The sequence below is a fragment of the Aliidiomarina maris genome, assembly GCF_003987335.1.
GTDB classification, from domain to species: Bacteria; Pseudomonadota; Gammaproteobacteria; order Enterobacterales; family Alteromonadaceae; genus Aliidiomarina; species Aliidiomarina maris.
Genome location: NZ_PIPK01000001.1, coordinates 188,962 through 203,727 on the forward strand (window position 1 = coordinate 188,962; position 14,766 = coordinate 203,727).

The following is a 14,766-nucleotide window of genomic DNA, read 5'->3' on the forward strand; positions in this document are numbered from 1 at the left end:
ATTTGGATTCAAGTTTGACGCGTAAATTCAGCTTTCAAGTTTTGGCTTAATCATTTAACTATAGAAAATATCTTGGGTTTCTCAACACTAAAACAATAATTTGAGTGCATAGTCAGCATACATTTGATTGCTTAGCTGCGCACAACAACGCCAGTATCTGATAAACTTCGTCCATCTGAAAGGAAAGCCAAGGAATTAATCATGAGCCAAGTGTTACAAGACTTATTAAACTTGCTTGATTTAGAAACCATTGAGGAAGGTCTATATCGCGGTCAAAGCCAAGATTTAGGCTTCGCTGCGTTGTTTGGCGGCCAAGTCATGGGTCAGGCCCTGTGTGCTGCCAAGAAAACTATTGATGAAGATCGCCAGGTGCATTCTTTGCACAGCTATTTTTTGCGCCCTGGTGATGCCCATAAACCTATTGTGTATGACGTTGAAAACATCCGCGATGGCAAAAGCTTTTCCACTCGTCGCGTCCAAGCTATCCAGCATGGTAAGCCAATTTTTTATATGACTGCGTCGTTCCAAGTGGGTGAGCAAGGGCTTGATCACCAGGCGCAAATGCCAGATGTGCCGGGCCCCGAAGGTTTGATCTCTGATTTAGATGTGCATCGTCAGCATGCTGAGCTGATACCTGCGCCATTGCGCAATAAGTTCACCAGCGATAAGCCGATTTTGATGCGCTTCGTGACCGAGTACAACCCGTTTAACCCGCAACAAACTGAGCCTCAGCGTTATGTCTGGTTAAAGGCCAATGGCGCCATGCCGGACGACTTACGAGTGCATAAGTATTTGCTGGCGTACGCGTCGGATTTCAATTTCTTACCGACCGCGCTACAACCACACGGCCTCAGTTTTGCCTCCCCCAAACTGCAGATGGCAACGATTGACCACGCGATGTGGTTTCATCGGGATTTTCGCATGGATGACTGGTTGCTTTACGCGATTGATAGCCCAAGTGCATCGAATGCGCGTGGGCTAGTGCGAGGTCAGGTATTTAATCGTGACGGACAGCTGGTTGCGTCGACCATTCAGGAAGGCTTAATTCGCCAACGCGGTTAAACCAAAGCGCCAGCTTGGGCTGGCGCGAACCTATATTAAGAGCCCTGCTGTAACCGGCGCTGCCAACGGTACTTCAGGGCCTCTTTAAATGCGACAAAACGCCGTGTTGGGTGTTTACGCATGAGTGCCACTGGTTTTTCAGTGCGCCCTAAGCGGTGACTCAGTTGCACTGGGTATGGGCGTATACCCCGTACCTTCAAACCTGGCTGCCAAGCCCACTGAAAGTCGACGTCCAACGGACGGTAAAATTGCTCGCTCCACTCCAGCATGCGCTCGGCGCCCTCGCGGCTAATCACATACGCGCAAGTGCCGAGTGGAATATGTGGGTAACGCACTAAGGTCGCAGCGCCGCAGCGTTCGACACCTTTACTCTTCACACGTGCGTAGGGTTCAGCCAATTTAAGTACATGCCAGTTTTCTTCGAGTTGCGCAATGGTTCGGGCTAAATACGCAAAACTGTTGGCTAACAGCACGTCGTCTTCAAGCACAATGGCGAAATCAATGTCGTCGTCCAGCATCCGTTGCCAAGCGCGCCGATGGGAAACATAGGTCGCAATTTCGGCCACGGTTAAGCTGCGGTAGTACTGCTGCTGGTTATTAGCCTCGTCGTAGTGACTTAGCTCACGACTAGTTTGCAACTGATTCATGTGAATGGCTTCGACGCGCACAAATGATTGGCGAAGGCGGCCCGCTTGAATGCGGAAATGTTCCAATCGGGTTTTCTCGTCGGCTCGGTTTAGGACATAAATTTGGTAGCGCATTGATTCACATTCACTTCAGGGTTTGGTGATTGACACAAAAAATTCGGAAAAAAAGGCAACGCTGTGTATACAGCATTGCCTAGTGTGCGCTTCCAAAAGCCGAGCGTCAGCATGGTTTACATAAGATTTACGCCACCCTCAGCCGATTAACGCCCTCTGCGTTCTTGCATGATTAAAGGCGCCATTAAATGCACCTGATTGACAGTGTTCGAGTCCGCGTCGGCGTGAATGAATAACTGAAACACATCCCCGTAACGCTCCTCACTGAGCTCGTCGGCTTCACCGCCAAGTGCTTGCACAATACCCGCTACCGTATTGCTATGGCCGACTATTACCGTGTTTTGACCACGCTCAATGACTTTATCCAGCATAGATTGCGGCTCACCAGCAGAATAAAACTCGACTGCCGTGGCGTTTACCCGAGCTAGCGGTAATACAGTGCCGACACTGCGTCGATACTGGGTCGAATAGATACGCTCGATATTCGCATTGCTCAGCATTTGGGCTAAACCATCGGCGCGTCGGTAACCATCTGCGGTGAGGCCAGGATCAACATGGTCTTCCTCTCGCTCCGCATGACGCACCACATACACAACAAACTCACGCGTGCCTGTGATGCCATCCGGCTCAGGCGCCACAACGACGGTTTCAGCTTGCATGGCCCTCGGCACGATGACCGTAGGTACTGCTACGCTAGGTACTTCCTCAGCGCGCACTTGCGCTTCAACATCAACCCTGCTCGACTCGCTCGGTTCTACTTGGCCCTGATCTTCCTGATGTTCTTGGGCTAACGCTAAGTGCGCAAACCCGAGTAACACAAGAGCACTAACAAACTGTTTTACCTGCATAATCGACAACCTCAAAAGCACTTTGTAAAGACATTATGCATGCTTTTTGACAACAGGTGAACCTTTGCCAGTGCTTCTGCAATGTAAGATTATTGTTAACTTACCTTAGTGTAATTTCATCCGCGGCTTTAAGTAGTAGTTAAAGCTGTCAGCTATCATGGTCAGCACTGTGCGCGTGAAACCATGAATAGTCATTTGGTGCATACGGTACAGCGATGCATAGGCTAATCGCGCCATAATGCCTTCCATGAAAACACCGCGCCGGGCGAGGCCACCCATTAACTTACCCACCGCATCATAATCGGCTAACGACACTAATGACCCACGGTCTTTAAACACAAAGTTTTGCAACGATTTACCTTCCAGCAAACGTTTAAAGTTCTGCGCCATTTGCTTAGCTTGTTGGTGTGCTGCTTGGGCGCGCGGAGGCACTGCTTTATCTTCGCCCTGTGGGCATGCAGCGCAATCGCCAAGGGCAAAGATACGCTCATCGTCAATTGATTGCATGGTTTGGGCGACGCATATTGCCTGACTCTTTGCATGCGTGCTTAAGCCCAGCGTAGTCAAAAAGTCTGGCGCTTTGATACCGGCTGCCCACACGTTCAAGTCAGCCTCTAAAAAGTCACCATCTTTGGTGGTTAGCCCGTTCTCTTGGGCCTTCGCCACCGAAGTTTGGGTAAGTACGGTCACATCCAGTTCTTTTAATTCCTTGTGCACCGTGCGGCTCACTTTTTCGCTTAACGGCGGTAAGATTCGCTCTGCCATTTCAATTAAGCGAATTTTTAACCGGCTATGCTCTAAATCGGTGTAACCATAGTTGTGTAGCATGTCCGACGCCCGCGTCAGTTCTGCAGCTAATTCAACGCCTGTGGCACCACCACCGACAATATTGATGGCCAATTCACGTTGCTGCTGACTACTCGCATCATTAATTTGTAAAAAGGTGTCTAACATGGCTTGGCGGAAGTGTTCTGCTTGCTCGGCAGTATCAATGAAATAGCAATGTTCACCCACCCCGTCGATGCCAAAATCGTTGGCAACACTGCCCAATGCCATGACCAGGTAGTCGTAATTAACTGAGCGTGCAGGCAACACCTCTTTGCCCTCATCATTTTTCAACGGCGCTAAATGAACAACTTGCTGCTCACGATCAAGGCGGTCCATATTGCCGCGCACGAAACGATAATGGTGATTTTTCGCATGCCCCTGAAAAGATACTTCGTCTAAGTTTGAGTTCAGTACACCGGTGGCCAGTTCGTGATAGAGCGGTTTCCAAACATGTGTGGCGCTGCGATCAATCAGGGTAATACGTGCCTTACCCGATTTACCTAACATGCGACCAAGTCGTGTAACTAATTCGAGCCCGCCTGCACCACCGCCGACCACGACGATATGCGGGGAGTTGTGTTGCGACATAGCACCTCCATGATTGCCCTTTCCAAATTAGAAATATGGCGCTTAAAACTAGCAGTATAGAAAAAAGGCCAGCAATTGCTGGCCTTTAGGGTAAATATTATTCAATCTCTTCGCCGTGCCGAATCGCGTAAATGATATCTGCAAATGACTCGGTATGGTGACGAATTTGTACCGATTCGCCGGTACGCTCAACAATGGTCAGCGCCGCAACAATCGCAACCATCTCCCCTTGGTGTTGCACCAAAAGAAAATCCTGGCCACTTTTCTGCAGCGTTGCAACGACATCGCCAACGCGAGCACGGTTGAGCTGAGCTTGGGTGATCACTGGCAAGCGGTTAATCGGTTGCATCAGATAATCAACGCTGAGTTCGTCATGAGCGACGCCCAACTCAGTGGCCTTTTTAACTGCTTTGCGGCCGTGTAAATCACGGCTGGCAAGAACGCCAACCAGTTGATCTTGCGCATCAAGCACCAGCGCAAAGCGTTGGTTGACACCGTCTAATACCGCGTCTGCCTGACTTAATTGGGTTGATGTATGCACATGCACTGGCGCATTGACTAATAAGCTACTCGCAACTTCGGCAGCATTGTCACTCCAAAGTACACGTGGTTGTTGCGTGTGTATATTTAATACAGGGGCTTTTGTGGCACGCGCAGCAGCGCTATCTTGCCAACGTAAACTATTATATTGACTCATGGTCGTTCTCCAACAATAAAAACAGAAAGTGAATTAACTGGATTTATAGGAGAACAGGCGGTGCTCTGGAGTGATAATCGCGATAATTTGCCGCGCTCAACTGTTGGCGTGTGGCTACACTAAGACTATCAGTGCCTTTCGCCAACCAAACCAATGAGGCAGAGGAAACAGCTTCATCTGGCTGGTCGCTCTCTAATTCTTGAGAGGACAGTAAACTCTGTTGTTTAGGTGCTTGCTCGTGATAGCCGTCAAAAGAATTACCATGATGTGCTTGGGCAGAACCTGCCAAAGCACTCATCAGTAAAACTAAAACTAAGCTATGTAGATACTTCATACGAATAGCACACCTTGTTGCGTATGCATTCAACATATGCCTGTTCCAGATCAAACACAATAGCTTTAATTAAATAATTTCAAAAAACTGAATGTAAAAAAACGCACTGTATTCTTTGCATTTTTTTAACCCAACTTCGTTAACATCCAGCTAACCAAAATAGATCGTTATTGCCACAAGCGCGTATAACCTATGCAGACACTTTTGAGAGCTTATTGGATGATTTTTATACCACGACGTTTTATGCCTGGAGTTAAACTTCGATTCAGCATGACTTTGTTAACCGCCACAGCGCTGTTGTTAAGTGCTTACGCCTCAATGGCATTGGCGCAAGACGACCGTCGTGTCCTTGTGGTCACCGAATCATTAAGCTTTGAACAGCAGGTGCAACGTGTTGACGCCGTTGGTTCTGCCCGTGCTCTGCGCTCAGTTACGCTGTATCCGGCAGTCGCAGACCGGGTGACCGAAGTGAACATCGTACCCGGCCAGTGGGTGACTCAAGACAGCGTCTTGTTGCGTCTGGACAATCGTCGCCAACGTGTTGCCCTTGATCGCGCGCGGATTCAGTTAGAAGACGCGCAACGCACGGTTGATCGACTGCAATCAAGCCTGGAACGTCGTGCCATCGCGCAAAGTGAGCTGGATGACGCCACCACCCTGCGCGACCTGGCTCAGATAGCCTTTGATGAAGCTGAAACGGAATATGAAGACCGGATTGTGCGCGCGCCATTTGATGGCGTCGTCGGTATCACAGACATCCAAGTCGGTGACCGTATTAATGAGCAAACCGCAATTACGACGATAGATGACAGCCGCCAGCTGTATATTGATTTTCGTGCGCCGGAAAGCGCGCTCGCTCTAATTCAACACCAAGGTTTGTTGCAAGTTACCCCATGGCAACAGGCTGGCGAGAGCATTGCCGCTCAGGTTGTTGAGGTGGATTCACGGTTTGATATTGCCAATCGCACGATTCGCGTACGTGCCATCATGAATAACGACAACCAGCGCTTTCGCCCAGGCAGTAGCTTTCGTGTCAGCCTACAATTGAACGGCGAATATTTTGCCAGTATTCCCGAAGCGGCATTGATGTGGGGACCGACCAGCGCCTATGTATGGACAGTCGAAGACCAGCGCGCCAATCGCGTCGATGTACAAATTAAGCAGCGTTTACGCGGGCGGGTATTAATTGACGGCGACCTTGAACCCGGCCAAACCATTATTACCGAAGGCGTTCAGAGTGTGCGCCAAGGCCAGCAGGTACGTCCCGAGTCAGAAAGCTACGAGCCAAGTGAGTCCGCAGAATGAGTGAACAAACCCCGAAAGCGGATAAATCACTAACCCACGATCGCAGTGACTTACCCACCCTATCTATTCGCCGCCCTGTGCTGGTTATTGTTTTAAACTTACTGATTATTATCGCCGGTATCGCTGCGTTAAGCGGTACTGAAGTACGCGAACTGCCTGACGTCGACCTACCCATGCTAACTGTCACCGCGCGATTTCCTGGCGCAGCCCCAGAAACCATGGACACTGAGGTCACACGTCGCCTTGAAGGTGCCGCCGCACGGGTCAGTGGCGTGCGCACTATTTCATCGTCCAGCGAAGAAGACAGCACCCGAATTGTGGTTCAATTTCGTCCTGGGGTGAACATCGATAATGCCGCCAACGAAACCCGCGAGGCCGTTGCCCAAATTGAACGTGATTTACCCGATGGGGTTGAACGCCTGGCAATTATTAAAGCGGATAGTGATTCGCAGCCCGTAGTCAGTATTGCTATTTCATCCGCGTCCCTTGATTTAGAAACCATGACAGAGCGCATCGAGACTGATTTAGCGCCACTGTTTTTGAATATTCAGGGGGTTGCCGATGTTCAGTTGCAAGGGGATCGCCAGCGGGTTGCACGGATTATGCTCGACCCACTGCGCTTAAGTAGCTTTGATCTCACCGCATCTGACGTCGCAAATGTGTTGCGTCAGGCGCCCTTTGATGTACCAGCAGGTAGTTTGCGCAACACCGACCAACAGATTATTGTGCGGGCGGATGCCAGTTCAATCACGGCTGAACAAATAAGCGATATTATTATTCGCGACAACACCCGCGTGGGCGATGTCGCTGATGTCTACTTTGGCCCCGCTGACGCCACCAATATGGTGCGCCTCGACGGCCGCACCGTCGTTGGTATTAGTATTATTCGCCAAGCAGGTTCGAACACCATTGAAATATCGGACGAAGTCAATCGGGTACTCAGCCAATTGCAAGACCGCTTCCCAGAATTACGCATGCAGGTTACTTCGGACGATGCCGTGTTTATTCGTGACTCGGTACGTCAGGTGGTCACGTCCTTGGCATTCACCATTGTATTGGTGATTTTTACGCTGCGATTATTTATCGGTAACTGGCGCGCGACTGTCGTGCCTGCGGTGGCTATTCCTGTGTCATTGGTGGGCGCAGTCGCCGCGATTTGGTTGCTAGGCTTTTCAATTAATATTCTGACGTTACTGGCGCTCGTATTAGCCACGGGTTTGATCGTCGATGATGCCATTGTCGTCACCGAGAATATTCAACGCCGTAAAGCGATGGGGTTTGGTTCACGCGCGGCTGCGGTAGTCGGCACCCGCGAAGTGTTTTTTGCGGTGGTCGCGACCACCGCAGTATTAGTTGCGGTGTTTGTGCCGATTGCATTTTTGCCGTCTACTGCCGGGCGATTATTTCGTGAGTTCGGCGGCGTGCTCGCTGCTGCGGTGATTATTTCCTCATTCGTCGCATTATCCATGGTGCCAGCCCTCACTGCGCGCCTCAAAACTGCGGGGCAACGCCGCGGGCGTTTGGCGCATTTCGGCAATCGGGTATTGGACTGGTATAGCCGTAGCCTTGACTACGCATTGAATAAGGCTTGGTGGGTTCTGGGTATCTGTGTGGTGCTGGCTGTGGCTGCAGGTAGCGTGTATCGCTTGCTCGACAGTGAGTTGCTGCCTCCCGAGGACCGCGGCATGATCCGTATCATGGCACAAGGGCCAGACGGCGTTGGCTTGCCATTTATGGACCGCCAAGCCAACCGCATGGAAGATATCCTGCTGCCTTATTTAAACGAAGGCAATATCGATAGTTTGTATACGGTGGTCGGCCAGTGGGACCCAAATCGTGTCTTTATCACCGTGCCGTTGACTGACTGGAGTGAACGTAGCCGATCGCAACAAGACATTATTAACGAAATTCGAGGCCCACTAGCCGCCATACCGGGGGCGCCAGCGCGAGCATTTGGCGCTAATAGTTTAAATATGCGTGGCGGCGGTGGTGGCGGCGGCATTGAGTTTGCCTTGACGGGTGACAACTACGACCGTATTTTCCGTGCCGCACAAGAATTTGTGGTTTTGGTACAAGAACAAATACCTGAATTGGGCAATGGACAAATATCTTATCAACCCACCCAACCACAGTTGCGCGTCAATATCGACCGCCGCAGAGCCGATGAACTCGGGATTGCGCTGAGCGACATTTCCACCACACTTCGCGTTGCTATTGCAGGGGATGACTTAGCCGATTTAAATATCGGTGACCAGGCGGTTCCGGTGATTTTACAAGCTAATCGCAGCTTAGTGAATGACCCGACAGACTTAAGTAATCTCTACATCGGGTCGAGTCACGGCGGCTTAGTGCCACTGTCCAGCGTTGCCAGTATTACTGAAGAAGGTGTAGCGGCAGAGCTCGAACGCCAAGCCCAGCGCCGTGCAATTGAAATCGACTTTGACTTACCTGCAGAAGTGTCAATAGAACAAGCAGTCAACGCAATTCGAAGCTTAAGCCTGGAGCATTTACCCGATGGCATTGGCTTGGTGTTCTTAGGGGATGCACTCACCTTTGAAGAAACCGCACGGGACGTGATGTTAACCTATGTGTTAGCGCTTATTATCGTCTTTTTAGTCCTTGCGGCCCAGTTTGAAAGCGTCAACAGTGCCATTGTGGTGATGTTAACCGTGCCCTTTGGTATCGCAGCAGCATTGTTTGCGCTATTTATCACGGGTAACAGCATCAACATATATTCTCAAATTGGACTGGTGATGCTGATAGGTTTGTTAGCCAAAAATGCGATTTTACTCGTCGAATTTGCTGACCAATTACGCGACCAAGGCCAGAGCGTGAAAGACGCCGTTTCAGAAGCGGCAAAAATACGTTTACGCCCGATTACCATGACATTGGTTTCCACCCTGCTTGGTGCGCTGCCGCTCATTCTAGCCACCGGCGCTGGGGCGGAAGCACGCAGCGCCATTGGTTGGGTCGTGTTTGGCGGTCTTGGTATTGCCGCGTTATTTACCTTGTACCTAACGCCAGTGCTGTATTTAGGCCTTGCGCGCTTTGCTAAACCGCGTGCTAACGCAGGCCAAAAACTAGAAGAAGAGCTTGCCAGCGTAATGGTGCTGTCATCCAACCCCGCCCGACTAAACTCCAAGCTGCGTGGGTGACGTCTAAACCATACAGGATCTCACCCCGCTCATTCTCTGCATGCAAAATAGTATTCGCTGCATACTGAATCATGTCCTGTAAGGTGACTTGCTGTTTTCAATACGGATATACCTACGAGATAGATTATTGATAAAAAATAGGACTTTTTTAATCCCCTTGGGGGATGCACAAGCGATTACCCAGCATCTAGTATAAATGGTGTAGGCATACCCATACGAACTAGGACAATCAGATGATGCAATCTCAAAGCCAAAACACTTCAACTGCACCCTTTGCAAGCGTACGCAAGGTTGCTGGCATCGCGGGTTGTTTATTTGCATTTGTTGCATGTATGGCAACCGCCAGTGCCGACACAAGCATCGACAATGACATGGATGTAGCACCAACAAATCACGTGAACCTAATGACGTTAGTCGAGGACCAGCAGCTCGATATCGCGCAATACGGTGAGCTCAATAGCATTCAGTTATTGATCAATGCACAGAATGTGACTGTGCAACTCGTTCAGCAAGGCAGCCAACACAGCATTGCGGGCGTTCAAGCTGGATCCGCTGCTAATATGTCCGGCGCTAACAGTCAATTATTCGCGCAGCAACAAGGGTTCAACCATCAATTATTTGTACACCAGGCCAGCGACAATAGCCGCATTCAAGTCGCCCAACTAGGTAGTGGTAACCAAGCTTTTATCTCTCAGCGTTAGTTGGCATGCAAGTAGAGCATCTACATCACCGTCCATGGCAATGCGTGCTGATAATCGCTGTGGACTAAATAATATCATCGGCGCTATGGCGTTCTGGTACTCGCTGGGCTTCATCACCCCAAGTACGATTCACGCGGCGACCACGTTGCACCGCCGGACGCTGCGCAATTGCATCGGCCCAACGCAACACGTTCGGGTATTGCTGCACATCTAAAAATTCAGCCGCTGCATACACTTCATTCTGCACCAATGCGCCATACCAAGGCCAAATTGCCATGTCTGCAATCGTGTATTCATCACCAGCAATAAAAGTATGATCCGCCAACTGGCGATTCAATACATCTAACTGGCGCTTCACTTCCATGGTGTAGCGATTAATCGGGTATTCATATTTTTCCGGCGCATAGGCATAAAAATGGCCAAAGCCGCCACCAAGAATAGGCGCGCTTCCCATTTGCCAGAACAGCCAGCTTAAGCATTCCGTGCGCTTGGCATGCCCTTGGGGGATAAACTTGCCAAATTTATCTGCCAAATACAGTAAAATGGCGCCTGATTCGAATACCCGTTGCGGCGGCTGCACGCTGTGATCCACCAATGCAGGAATCTTCGAGTTCGGGTTGATCTCGACAAACCCAGAGCTAAACTGCTCACCTTCCATAATATTAATCAAAAACGCATCGTACTCCGCGTCTTTTACGCCAGCCTCAAGCAATTCCTCAAGCATGACGGTAACCTTGACCCCATTTGGGGTCGCCAACGAATGCAACTGCAACGGGTGCTTGCCTTGCGGCAGCGCTTTGTCGTGGGTAGGACCCGCAATAGGCCGATTAATATTGGCAAATTTGCCACCACTTTCACTGTCCCAATGCCATACTTTCGGCGGCTGATACGTATCTTTACTCATTACATGTCCTCTTAATTCAAGGTAGCTCAGGCCCACAAATCGACGAATGACTCCAGTCAGTTATTACTGATGGCGCGGCTCTGTAAGATCAAGTGTTTGTGGCTGAATTAATATTGCAGTCAGTTGCTCGTCTGCCGCAATCTCTTGCAGCGCTTGCTGAGCCTCAGTGGCAAGTACCTCTGCATGTTGAACAATTAAGAAACTTCCTACTTGAGCCACCCGAACTGGTTCAGTGCCACTTGGCACTTCTGGATGCGCAGCAGCGACCACTTCCCGAACTTGTGCTGCGACTTCAGGGTCAGCAGCACCCAACATCAATTGACGCAGCGCCTGAACCACCATGTTGTAGGGTATGTAGCAAAAATACCCAGCTATCACCAATACCATCAAGGGGTCCGCGTACACCGCAAGCGCGCCCCAAGGCGACATCGCAAGCAGCTGTGCCAAAATAAAGCCGAACAACACCGCCGCACTTAACCAAGTGTCCATTTGCCATTGACGCACTTCAGCTCGAAGTAACGCAGTGTCCTGGCGTTGCTGCGCGCGGCGAATAACCCACCAGGTCAGGTAACAACCCGCCACATTCAGCAGCGAAAATATCAGCGCAAGATTGAGGTTCACCTCGCGTCCGCCCTGCCATAAGCTGATCGCAGCTAACACCATCGACACCAAACACACTAAACCAATCACCACGCCCTTGATAAGTATTGAAAGTGGCTCAATTGTCAGACGCCCGAACGGATAATTCGCGTTCGCTGGCTGGCGAGCCAACTTTAACGCGAATAAAGACAGCGATGCCAAGGCTAAACTCAGCAAAGAATAAGCGCTGTCGAAGATAATCATCACCGAGCCACTCATCACCCCAAGCAGGAGTCCAGTGATCGCGAATATCCCCGCACTGAGCGCCGAAAATATTAGCGCGCTTTTTTGTTTATCTTGATTTGCGTACATGCAACACCTAGCGATTGATTCTCAATTTACAGCTGGAGTATACGCAAACCCAGAGAATCGTTATAATCGCTCAGCGCTAATAAATTTAGCGCTGAAGTTTAACCTGATTGGATAATAAGGCCTCGTTATGCGCACCGACCAGATTCGTGCTTTTATTCGTGCCGCTGAACATGGCAGTTTTGCCGCTGCCGCGCGCGCCAGTGCCAGTCGCCGCAGTACGTTAAGTGCGGCTGTGCAAGCCCTTGAAGATGATCTGCAAATTACACTCTTTCACCGCAGTGGTAATCGCTTGCAATTGAGTGCTGCCGGTGAAGCGATTTTGCCTGATTGCCAGCGCTTACTGCATAGTGCAGAACGTATTGCACGTCGCTGCGAGCAAATGAACCAAGGCGTTGAACGTACCCTGCGCATTGCCCGCGATGACGCCATTGCAGAAGCGATTTGGCGCCAAGCATTGCATGCGTTGCAACAACAATTTAGCGAAACCGCGATTGAAGTGTATTTAGTCCCTGCCCAGGAACACAATGCGTTATTAAAGCAACACGTGGTCGACATCGGGTTTGGATTGCGCCAGCCACAACTTCACCACGACGGCGAATATGCAACCATTGCAAGTACTGATAATTTATTAGTCTGTCACCCCACTCACCCGCTGGCCGAGTTGCCAGAGGCAAGAATGAGCGATCTTATGCAGCATCGACAAATTTGCCTTGCTTACATGAACCACGGCAAATTACTCCATAGCGGGTTGCAATTAGGCAATGAGCAGAGTGAACGTAACCAAACAACCTACACGGCGCTGACGTCTTATGAACTGATTCGCGATGCCATTATGGCTAAACATGGTTGGGGGGTATTGCCAGCTTTTCTGCTCGCCGAAGGCATAGCGAACGGTCAGTTACAGACACTGAAGCACGATATCGAACTGCCGCCCGCCGTATTTCAGGTGCGTTATGAGCACCCGCCTGGCCGCGCCAGTGTCTGGTTACAACAGTATCTGCGCCAGCGACTGTAGGCCGGCGCACCTATTCAAGCGCTACAAGCCTTGTTGTGACATCTCGTCACGATACGCTTTACCCAAATGGCTTTTCTGCTGGGCATCGAAAATCTTCCCTGCACGCTGAAAGAAGCCCTGCTCTTCATCTTCAAAGTGATGCAGCATTTTATCTTTCAATGCTTTAAAACGCTGCAGCCAACCAGGCGATGCCATGTCCATATCTTCCAGCTCCGCCAGCAATTCGTCCAACTCATGGTGCTCGGCAATGCCATGACGTGACATTTCAACGGTGGCGTCATGCTCGATTAAAGGCGCATAAAAATGACGCTCTTCAGCGGTTGCATGGTGCTTCAGTTGCAGTTTAAGTTGGCTAAATTGGTCGCGGCGCTGAGTTTCGTCACCTTGCGTTGCTTCAATGTGCTCAATCAAAGCGCGTTGTTTGTCGTGATCTGCGCGTAACTCTTCAAAAATCGTCATGTGAACTCCTGTTGTTACTGCTATACGCAAGTGCCCTGTGCACTGGACACTGCGCCCCTAGTCGCATTTAAATATGGTCAACAAATGCTAAGGGCGCAAGCCAGTCACCTTTGCATTAAATGCGCTAGGCAGCCCATGTTAATTTTAGTAACATCCATGCCTGATGATTTGCAGATATATGTGGGCACTGTGTACAAGCTCCAACGTAGACGCGTCACATCAAGGAGGAAACATGTTGAAGTATTTGTTAGTCAATGGATTGTTCGTTATTGGGCTCGGCGGTGCGCTGTGCTATCAAGTGATAATGCGTATAAGCAACAACAACCCAGACCTTGGGATGAGCTGGGTCGAATCGTGGTTATTTTTTAGCATCATCGGCGTCGCGTTAAGCCTGTTTTGGCGCATGTATCACCATAAAAAACCACCCCCCGCCCGACGTGGTCAAGGTTTATAATTAGAGGTTCGATGCAAATAACAGATAGTCAGCAGGCCGCTGAGGCGCTTTGCAGCGCATTGCAGCAAGGCCCTTGGTGCGTGTTAACTGGGGCTGGAATAAGCACCGACTCGGGTATACCAGCCTATCGTGACGAAGAAGGCCAGTGGAAAAGCCCGCCGCCCATGCAGCATCAAGAATTCATGGCAAGCCACAGCGCGCGCCAGCGCTACTGGGCGCGTAGCTTACATGGCTGGCCGCAGCTGTATCATGCAAAGCCCAATCGAGCACATCAGATACTCGCTCAGTTGCAACAACAACAACGTATCAGCACTATCAAGCCATGACACCCGTTGTCGGGCCCGACGGCGATGCATTTTTGGAAGGCGATTTTAGCGATTTTGATGTGCCTGCTTGCTTACATTGCGGCGGTATTTTAAAACCCGACGTCGTGTATTTTGGCGATAACGTGCCGCGGCCCCGTGTCGAGCAAGCCATGCAAAGCGTTGAGCAAAGCGCAGGCCTGCTGGTGGTTGGTTCTTCATTGATGGTGTTTTCTGGCTTTCGCTTTGCCCGCCAAGCGCACCAACTGGGTCGGCCACTTACGCTATTGAACCTAGGCAAAACACGTGCCGATAACCTTGCCAGCTATCGTCTACAAACCCCGATTATTGAAACCCTTGATTGCGTAGCACGGCTATTGTAGCCGCGCTTAATAACAATAA

At 50.3% G+C, this 14,766-nt stretch carries 16 protein-coding genes; 8 read left to right on the plus strand and 8 right to left on the minus strand.

From position 1 onward, the window contains the following. Positions 1-201: 201 nt before the first annotated feature. Positions 202-1,062 (plus strand): acyl-CoA thioesterase II, encoded by an 861-nt coding sequence (gene tesB, locus CWE07_RS00845; protein WP_111568043.1) that lies wholly within the window; start codon positions 202-204, stop codon positions 1,060-1,062. A gap of 35 nt (positions 1,063-1,097) precedes the next feature. Here the strand turns inward: tesB and CWE07_RS00850 are convergent, their stop codons facing one another. The 5 genes from CWE07_RS00850 to CWE07_RS00870 form a co-directional block, all read right to left on the minus strand. Then, complete coding sequence (locus CWE07_RS00850; RefSeq protein WP_111568044.1) at positions 1,098-1,823, minus strand: glycosyltransferase family 25 protein; 726 nt, start codon at positions 1,821-1,823, stop codon at positions 1,098-1,100. Positions 1,824-1,969: 146 nt separating this feature from the next. Continuing rightward, positions 1,970-2,671, minus strand: coding sequence for a histidine phosphatase family protein (locus CWE07_RS00855; protein ID WP_111568045.1), 702 nt, complete (start codon positions 2,669-2,671; stop codon positions 1,970-1,972). 105 nt (positions 2,672-2,776) lie between these two features. Next, entirely contained in the window at positions 2,777-4,087 is a 1,311-nt protein-coding gene (locus CWE07_RS00860; protein ID WP_111568046.1) for an NAD(P)/FAD-dependent oxidoreductase, read from the minus strand. Positions 4,088-4,184: 97 nt separating this feature from the next. After that, a complete protein-coding gene (locus tag CWE07_RS00865) occupies positions 4,185-4,784 on the minus strand; it encodes a CBS domain-containing protein (protein ID WP_111568047.1) in 600 nt (199 codons plus the stop codon). Between the two features lie 43 nt (positions 4,785-4,827). Beyond that, positions 4,828-5,118 carry a hypothetical protein gene (locus CWE07_RS00870; protein ID WP_111568048.1) on the minus strand — a complete coding sequence of 97 codons (291 nt, stop codon included), beginning with the start codon at positions 5,116-5,118 and terminating at the stop codon, positions 4,828-4,830. A 270-nt stretch (positions 5,119-5,388) separates the two neighbouring features. On the opposite strand from CWE07_RS00870, the gene CWE07_RS00875 reads away from it, so the two are divergent. The 3 genes from CWE07_RS00875 to CWE07_RS00885 all read left to right on the plus strand — a co-directional run bounded on the left by CWE07_RS00875 (position 5,389) and on the right by CWE07_RS00885 (position 10,279). After that, on the plus strand, positions 5,389-6,423 hold the full coding sequence (locus CWE07_RS00875; RefSeq protein ID WP_241973969.1) for an efflux RND transporter periplasmic adaptor subunit: 1,035 nt from the start codon (positions 5,389-5,391) through the stop codon (positions 6,421-6,423). Then, on the plus strand, positions 6,420-9,578 hold the full coding sequence (locus tag CWE07_RS00880) for an efflux RND transporter permease subunit (protein ID WP_111568049.1): 3,159 nt from the start codon (positions 6,420-6,422) through the stop codon (positions 9,576-9,578). Before CWE07_RS00875 ends, CWE07_RS00880 begins: the two co-directional genes overlap by 4 nt. Positions 9,579-9,811: 233 nt before the next feature. Beyond that, positions 9,812-10,279 carry a hypothetical protein gene (locus CWE07_RS00885; RefSeq protein WP_111568050.1) on the plus strand — a complete coding sequence of 156 codons (468 nt, stop codon included), beginning with the start codon at positions 9,812-9,814 and terminating at the stop codon, positions 10,277-10,279. Between the two features lie 64 nt (positions 10,280-10,343). On the opposite strand, the gene yghU is transcribed toward CWE07_RS00885, so the two are convergent. Together yghU and CWE07_RS00895 are read right to left on the minus strand one after the other, a co-directional pair. Next, positions 10,344-11,183, minus strand: a complete 840-nt coding sequence (gene yghU, locus CWE07_RS00890) for a glutathione-dependent disulfide-bond oxidoreductase (RefSeq protein WP_111568051.1) — start codon at positions 11,181-11,183, stop codon at positions 10,344-10,346. Between the two features lie 63 nt (positions 11,184-11,246). Then, positions 11,247-12,134, minus strand: coding sequence for a cation diffusion facilitator family transporter (locus CWE07_RS00895; protein WP_111568052.1), 888 nt, complete (start codon positions 12,132-12,134; stop codon positions 11,247-11,249). A gap of 127 nt (positions 12,135-12,261) precedes the next feature. Between CWE07_RS00895 and CWE07_RS00900 the strand changes: the two genes are divergently transcribed. Next, positions 12,262-13,149, plus strand: a complete 888-nt coding sequence (locus CWE07_RS00900) for a LysR family transcriptional regulator (RefSeq protein WP_111568053.1) — start codon at positions 12,262-12,264, stop codon at positions 13,147-13,149. A gap of 21 nt (positions 13,150-13,170) precedes the next feature. On the opposite strand, the gene CWE07_RS00905 is transcribed toward CWE07_RS00900, so the two are convergent. After that, positions 13,171-13,608, minus strand: coding sequence for a hemerythrin domain-containing protein (locus CWE07_RS00905; RefSeq protein WP_111568054.1), 438 nt, complete (start codon positions 13,606-13,608; stop codon positions 13,171-13,173). Positions 13,609-13,840: 232 nt separating this feature from the next. Between CWE07_RS00905 and CWE07_RS00910 the strand changes: the two genes are divergently transcribed. The 3 genes from CWE07_RS00910 to CWE07_RS14455 are packed head-to-tail and all read left to right on the plus strand — an operon-like array spanning position 13,841 to position 14,747. Then, positions 13,841-14,062, plus strand: coding sequence for a hypothetical protein (locus CWE07_RS00910; RefSeq protein WP_111568055.1), 222 nt, complete (start codon positions 13,841-13,843; stop codon positions 14,060-14,062). A gap of 11 nt (positions 14,063-14,073) precedes the next feature. Beyond that, the gene (locus CWE07_RS14450) at positions 14,074-14,388 is read left to right on the plus strand and encodes a Sir2 family NAD-dependent protein deacetylase (protein ID WP_241973971.1); all 315 of its coding nucleotides are present in this window, start codon (positions 14,074-14,076) and stop codon (positions 14,386-14,388) included. Next, a complete protein-coding gene (locus CWE07_RS14455) occupies positions 14,385-14,747 on the plus strand; it encodes a Sir2 family NAD-dependent protein deacetylase (protein WP_241973972.1) in 363 nt (120 codons plus the stop codon). The genes CWE07_RS14450 and CWE07_RS14455 overlap by 4 nt, the downstream gene beginning before the upstream one ends. Positions 14,748-14,766: the final 19 nt, after the last annotated feature.

Bases quoted from the DNA above. Each gene is read 5' to 3' on its own strand.
- CWE07_RS00850 (WP_111568044.1), bottom strand. From the start codon at position 1,823: ATGCGCTACCAAATTTATGTCCTAAACCGAGCCGACGAGAAAACCCGA.
- CWE07_RS14455 (WP_241973972.1), top strand. From the start codon at position 14,385: ATGACACCCGTTGTCGGGCCCGACGGCGATGCATTTTTGGAAGGCGAT.
- CWE07_RS00910 (WP_111568055.1), top strand. From the start codon at position 13,841: ATGTTGAAGTATTTGTTAGTCAATGGATTGTTCGTTATTGGGCTCGGC.
- CWE07_RS00875 (WP_241973969.1), top strand. From the start codon at position 5,389: ATGACTTTGTTAACCGCCACAGCGCTGTTGTTAAGTGCTTACGCCTCA.
- CWE07_RS00895 (WP_111568052.1), bottom strand. From the start codon at position 12,134: ATGTACGCAAATCAAGATAAACAAAAAAGCGCGCTAATATTTTCGGCG.
- CWE07_RS00900 (WP_111568053.1), top strand. From the start codon at position 12,262: ATGCGCACCGACCAGATTCGTGCTTTTATTCGTGCCGCTGAACATGGC.
- tesB (WP_111568043.1), top strand. From the start codon at position 202: ATGAGCCAAGTGTTACAAGACTTATTAAACTTGCTTGATTTAGAAACC.
- CWE07_RS00885 (WP_111568050.1), top strand. From the start codon at position 9,812: ATGATGCAATCTCAAAGCCAAAACACTTCAACTGCACCCTTTGCAAGC.
- CWE07_RS00855 (WP_111568045.1), bottom strand. From the start codon at position 2,671: ATGCAGGTAAAACAGTTTGTTAGTGCTCTTGTGTTACTCGGGTTTGCG.
- CWE07_RS00905 (WP_111568054.1), bottom strand. From the start codon at position 13,608: ATGACGATTTTTGAAGAGTTACGCGCAGATCACGACAAACAACGCGCT.
- CWE07_RS00865 (WP_111568047.1), bottom strand. From the start codon at position 4,784: ATGAGTCAATATAATAGTTTACGTTGGCAAGATAGCGCTGCTGCGCGT.
- yghU (WP_111568051.1), bottom strand. From the start codon at position 11,183: ATGAGTAAAGATACGTATCAGCCGCCGAAAGTATGGCATTGGGACAGT.
- CWE07_RS00880 (WP_111568049.1), top strand. From the start codon at position 6,420: ATGAGTGAACAAACCCCGAAAGCGGATAAATCACTAACCCACGATCGC.
- CWE07_RS00860 (WP_111568046.1), bottom strand. From the start codon at position 4,087: ATGTCGCAACACAACTCCCCGCATATCGTCGTGGTCGGCGGTGGTGCA.
- CWE07_RS00870 (WP_111568048.1), bottom strand. From the start codon at position 5,118: ATGAAGTATCTACATAGCTTAGTTTTAGTTTTACTGATGAGTGCTTTG.
- CWE07_RS14450 (WP_241973971.1), top strand. From the start codon at position 14,074: ATGCAAATAACAGATAGTCAGCAGGCCGCTGAGGCGCTTTGCAGCGCA.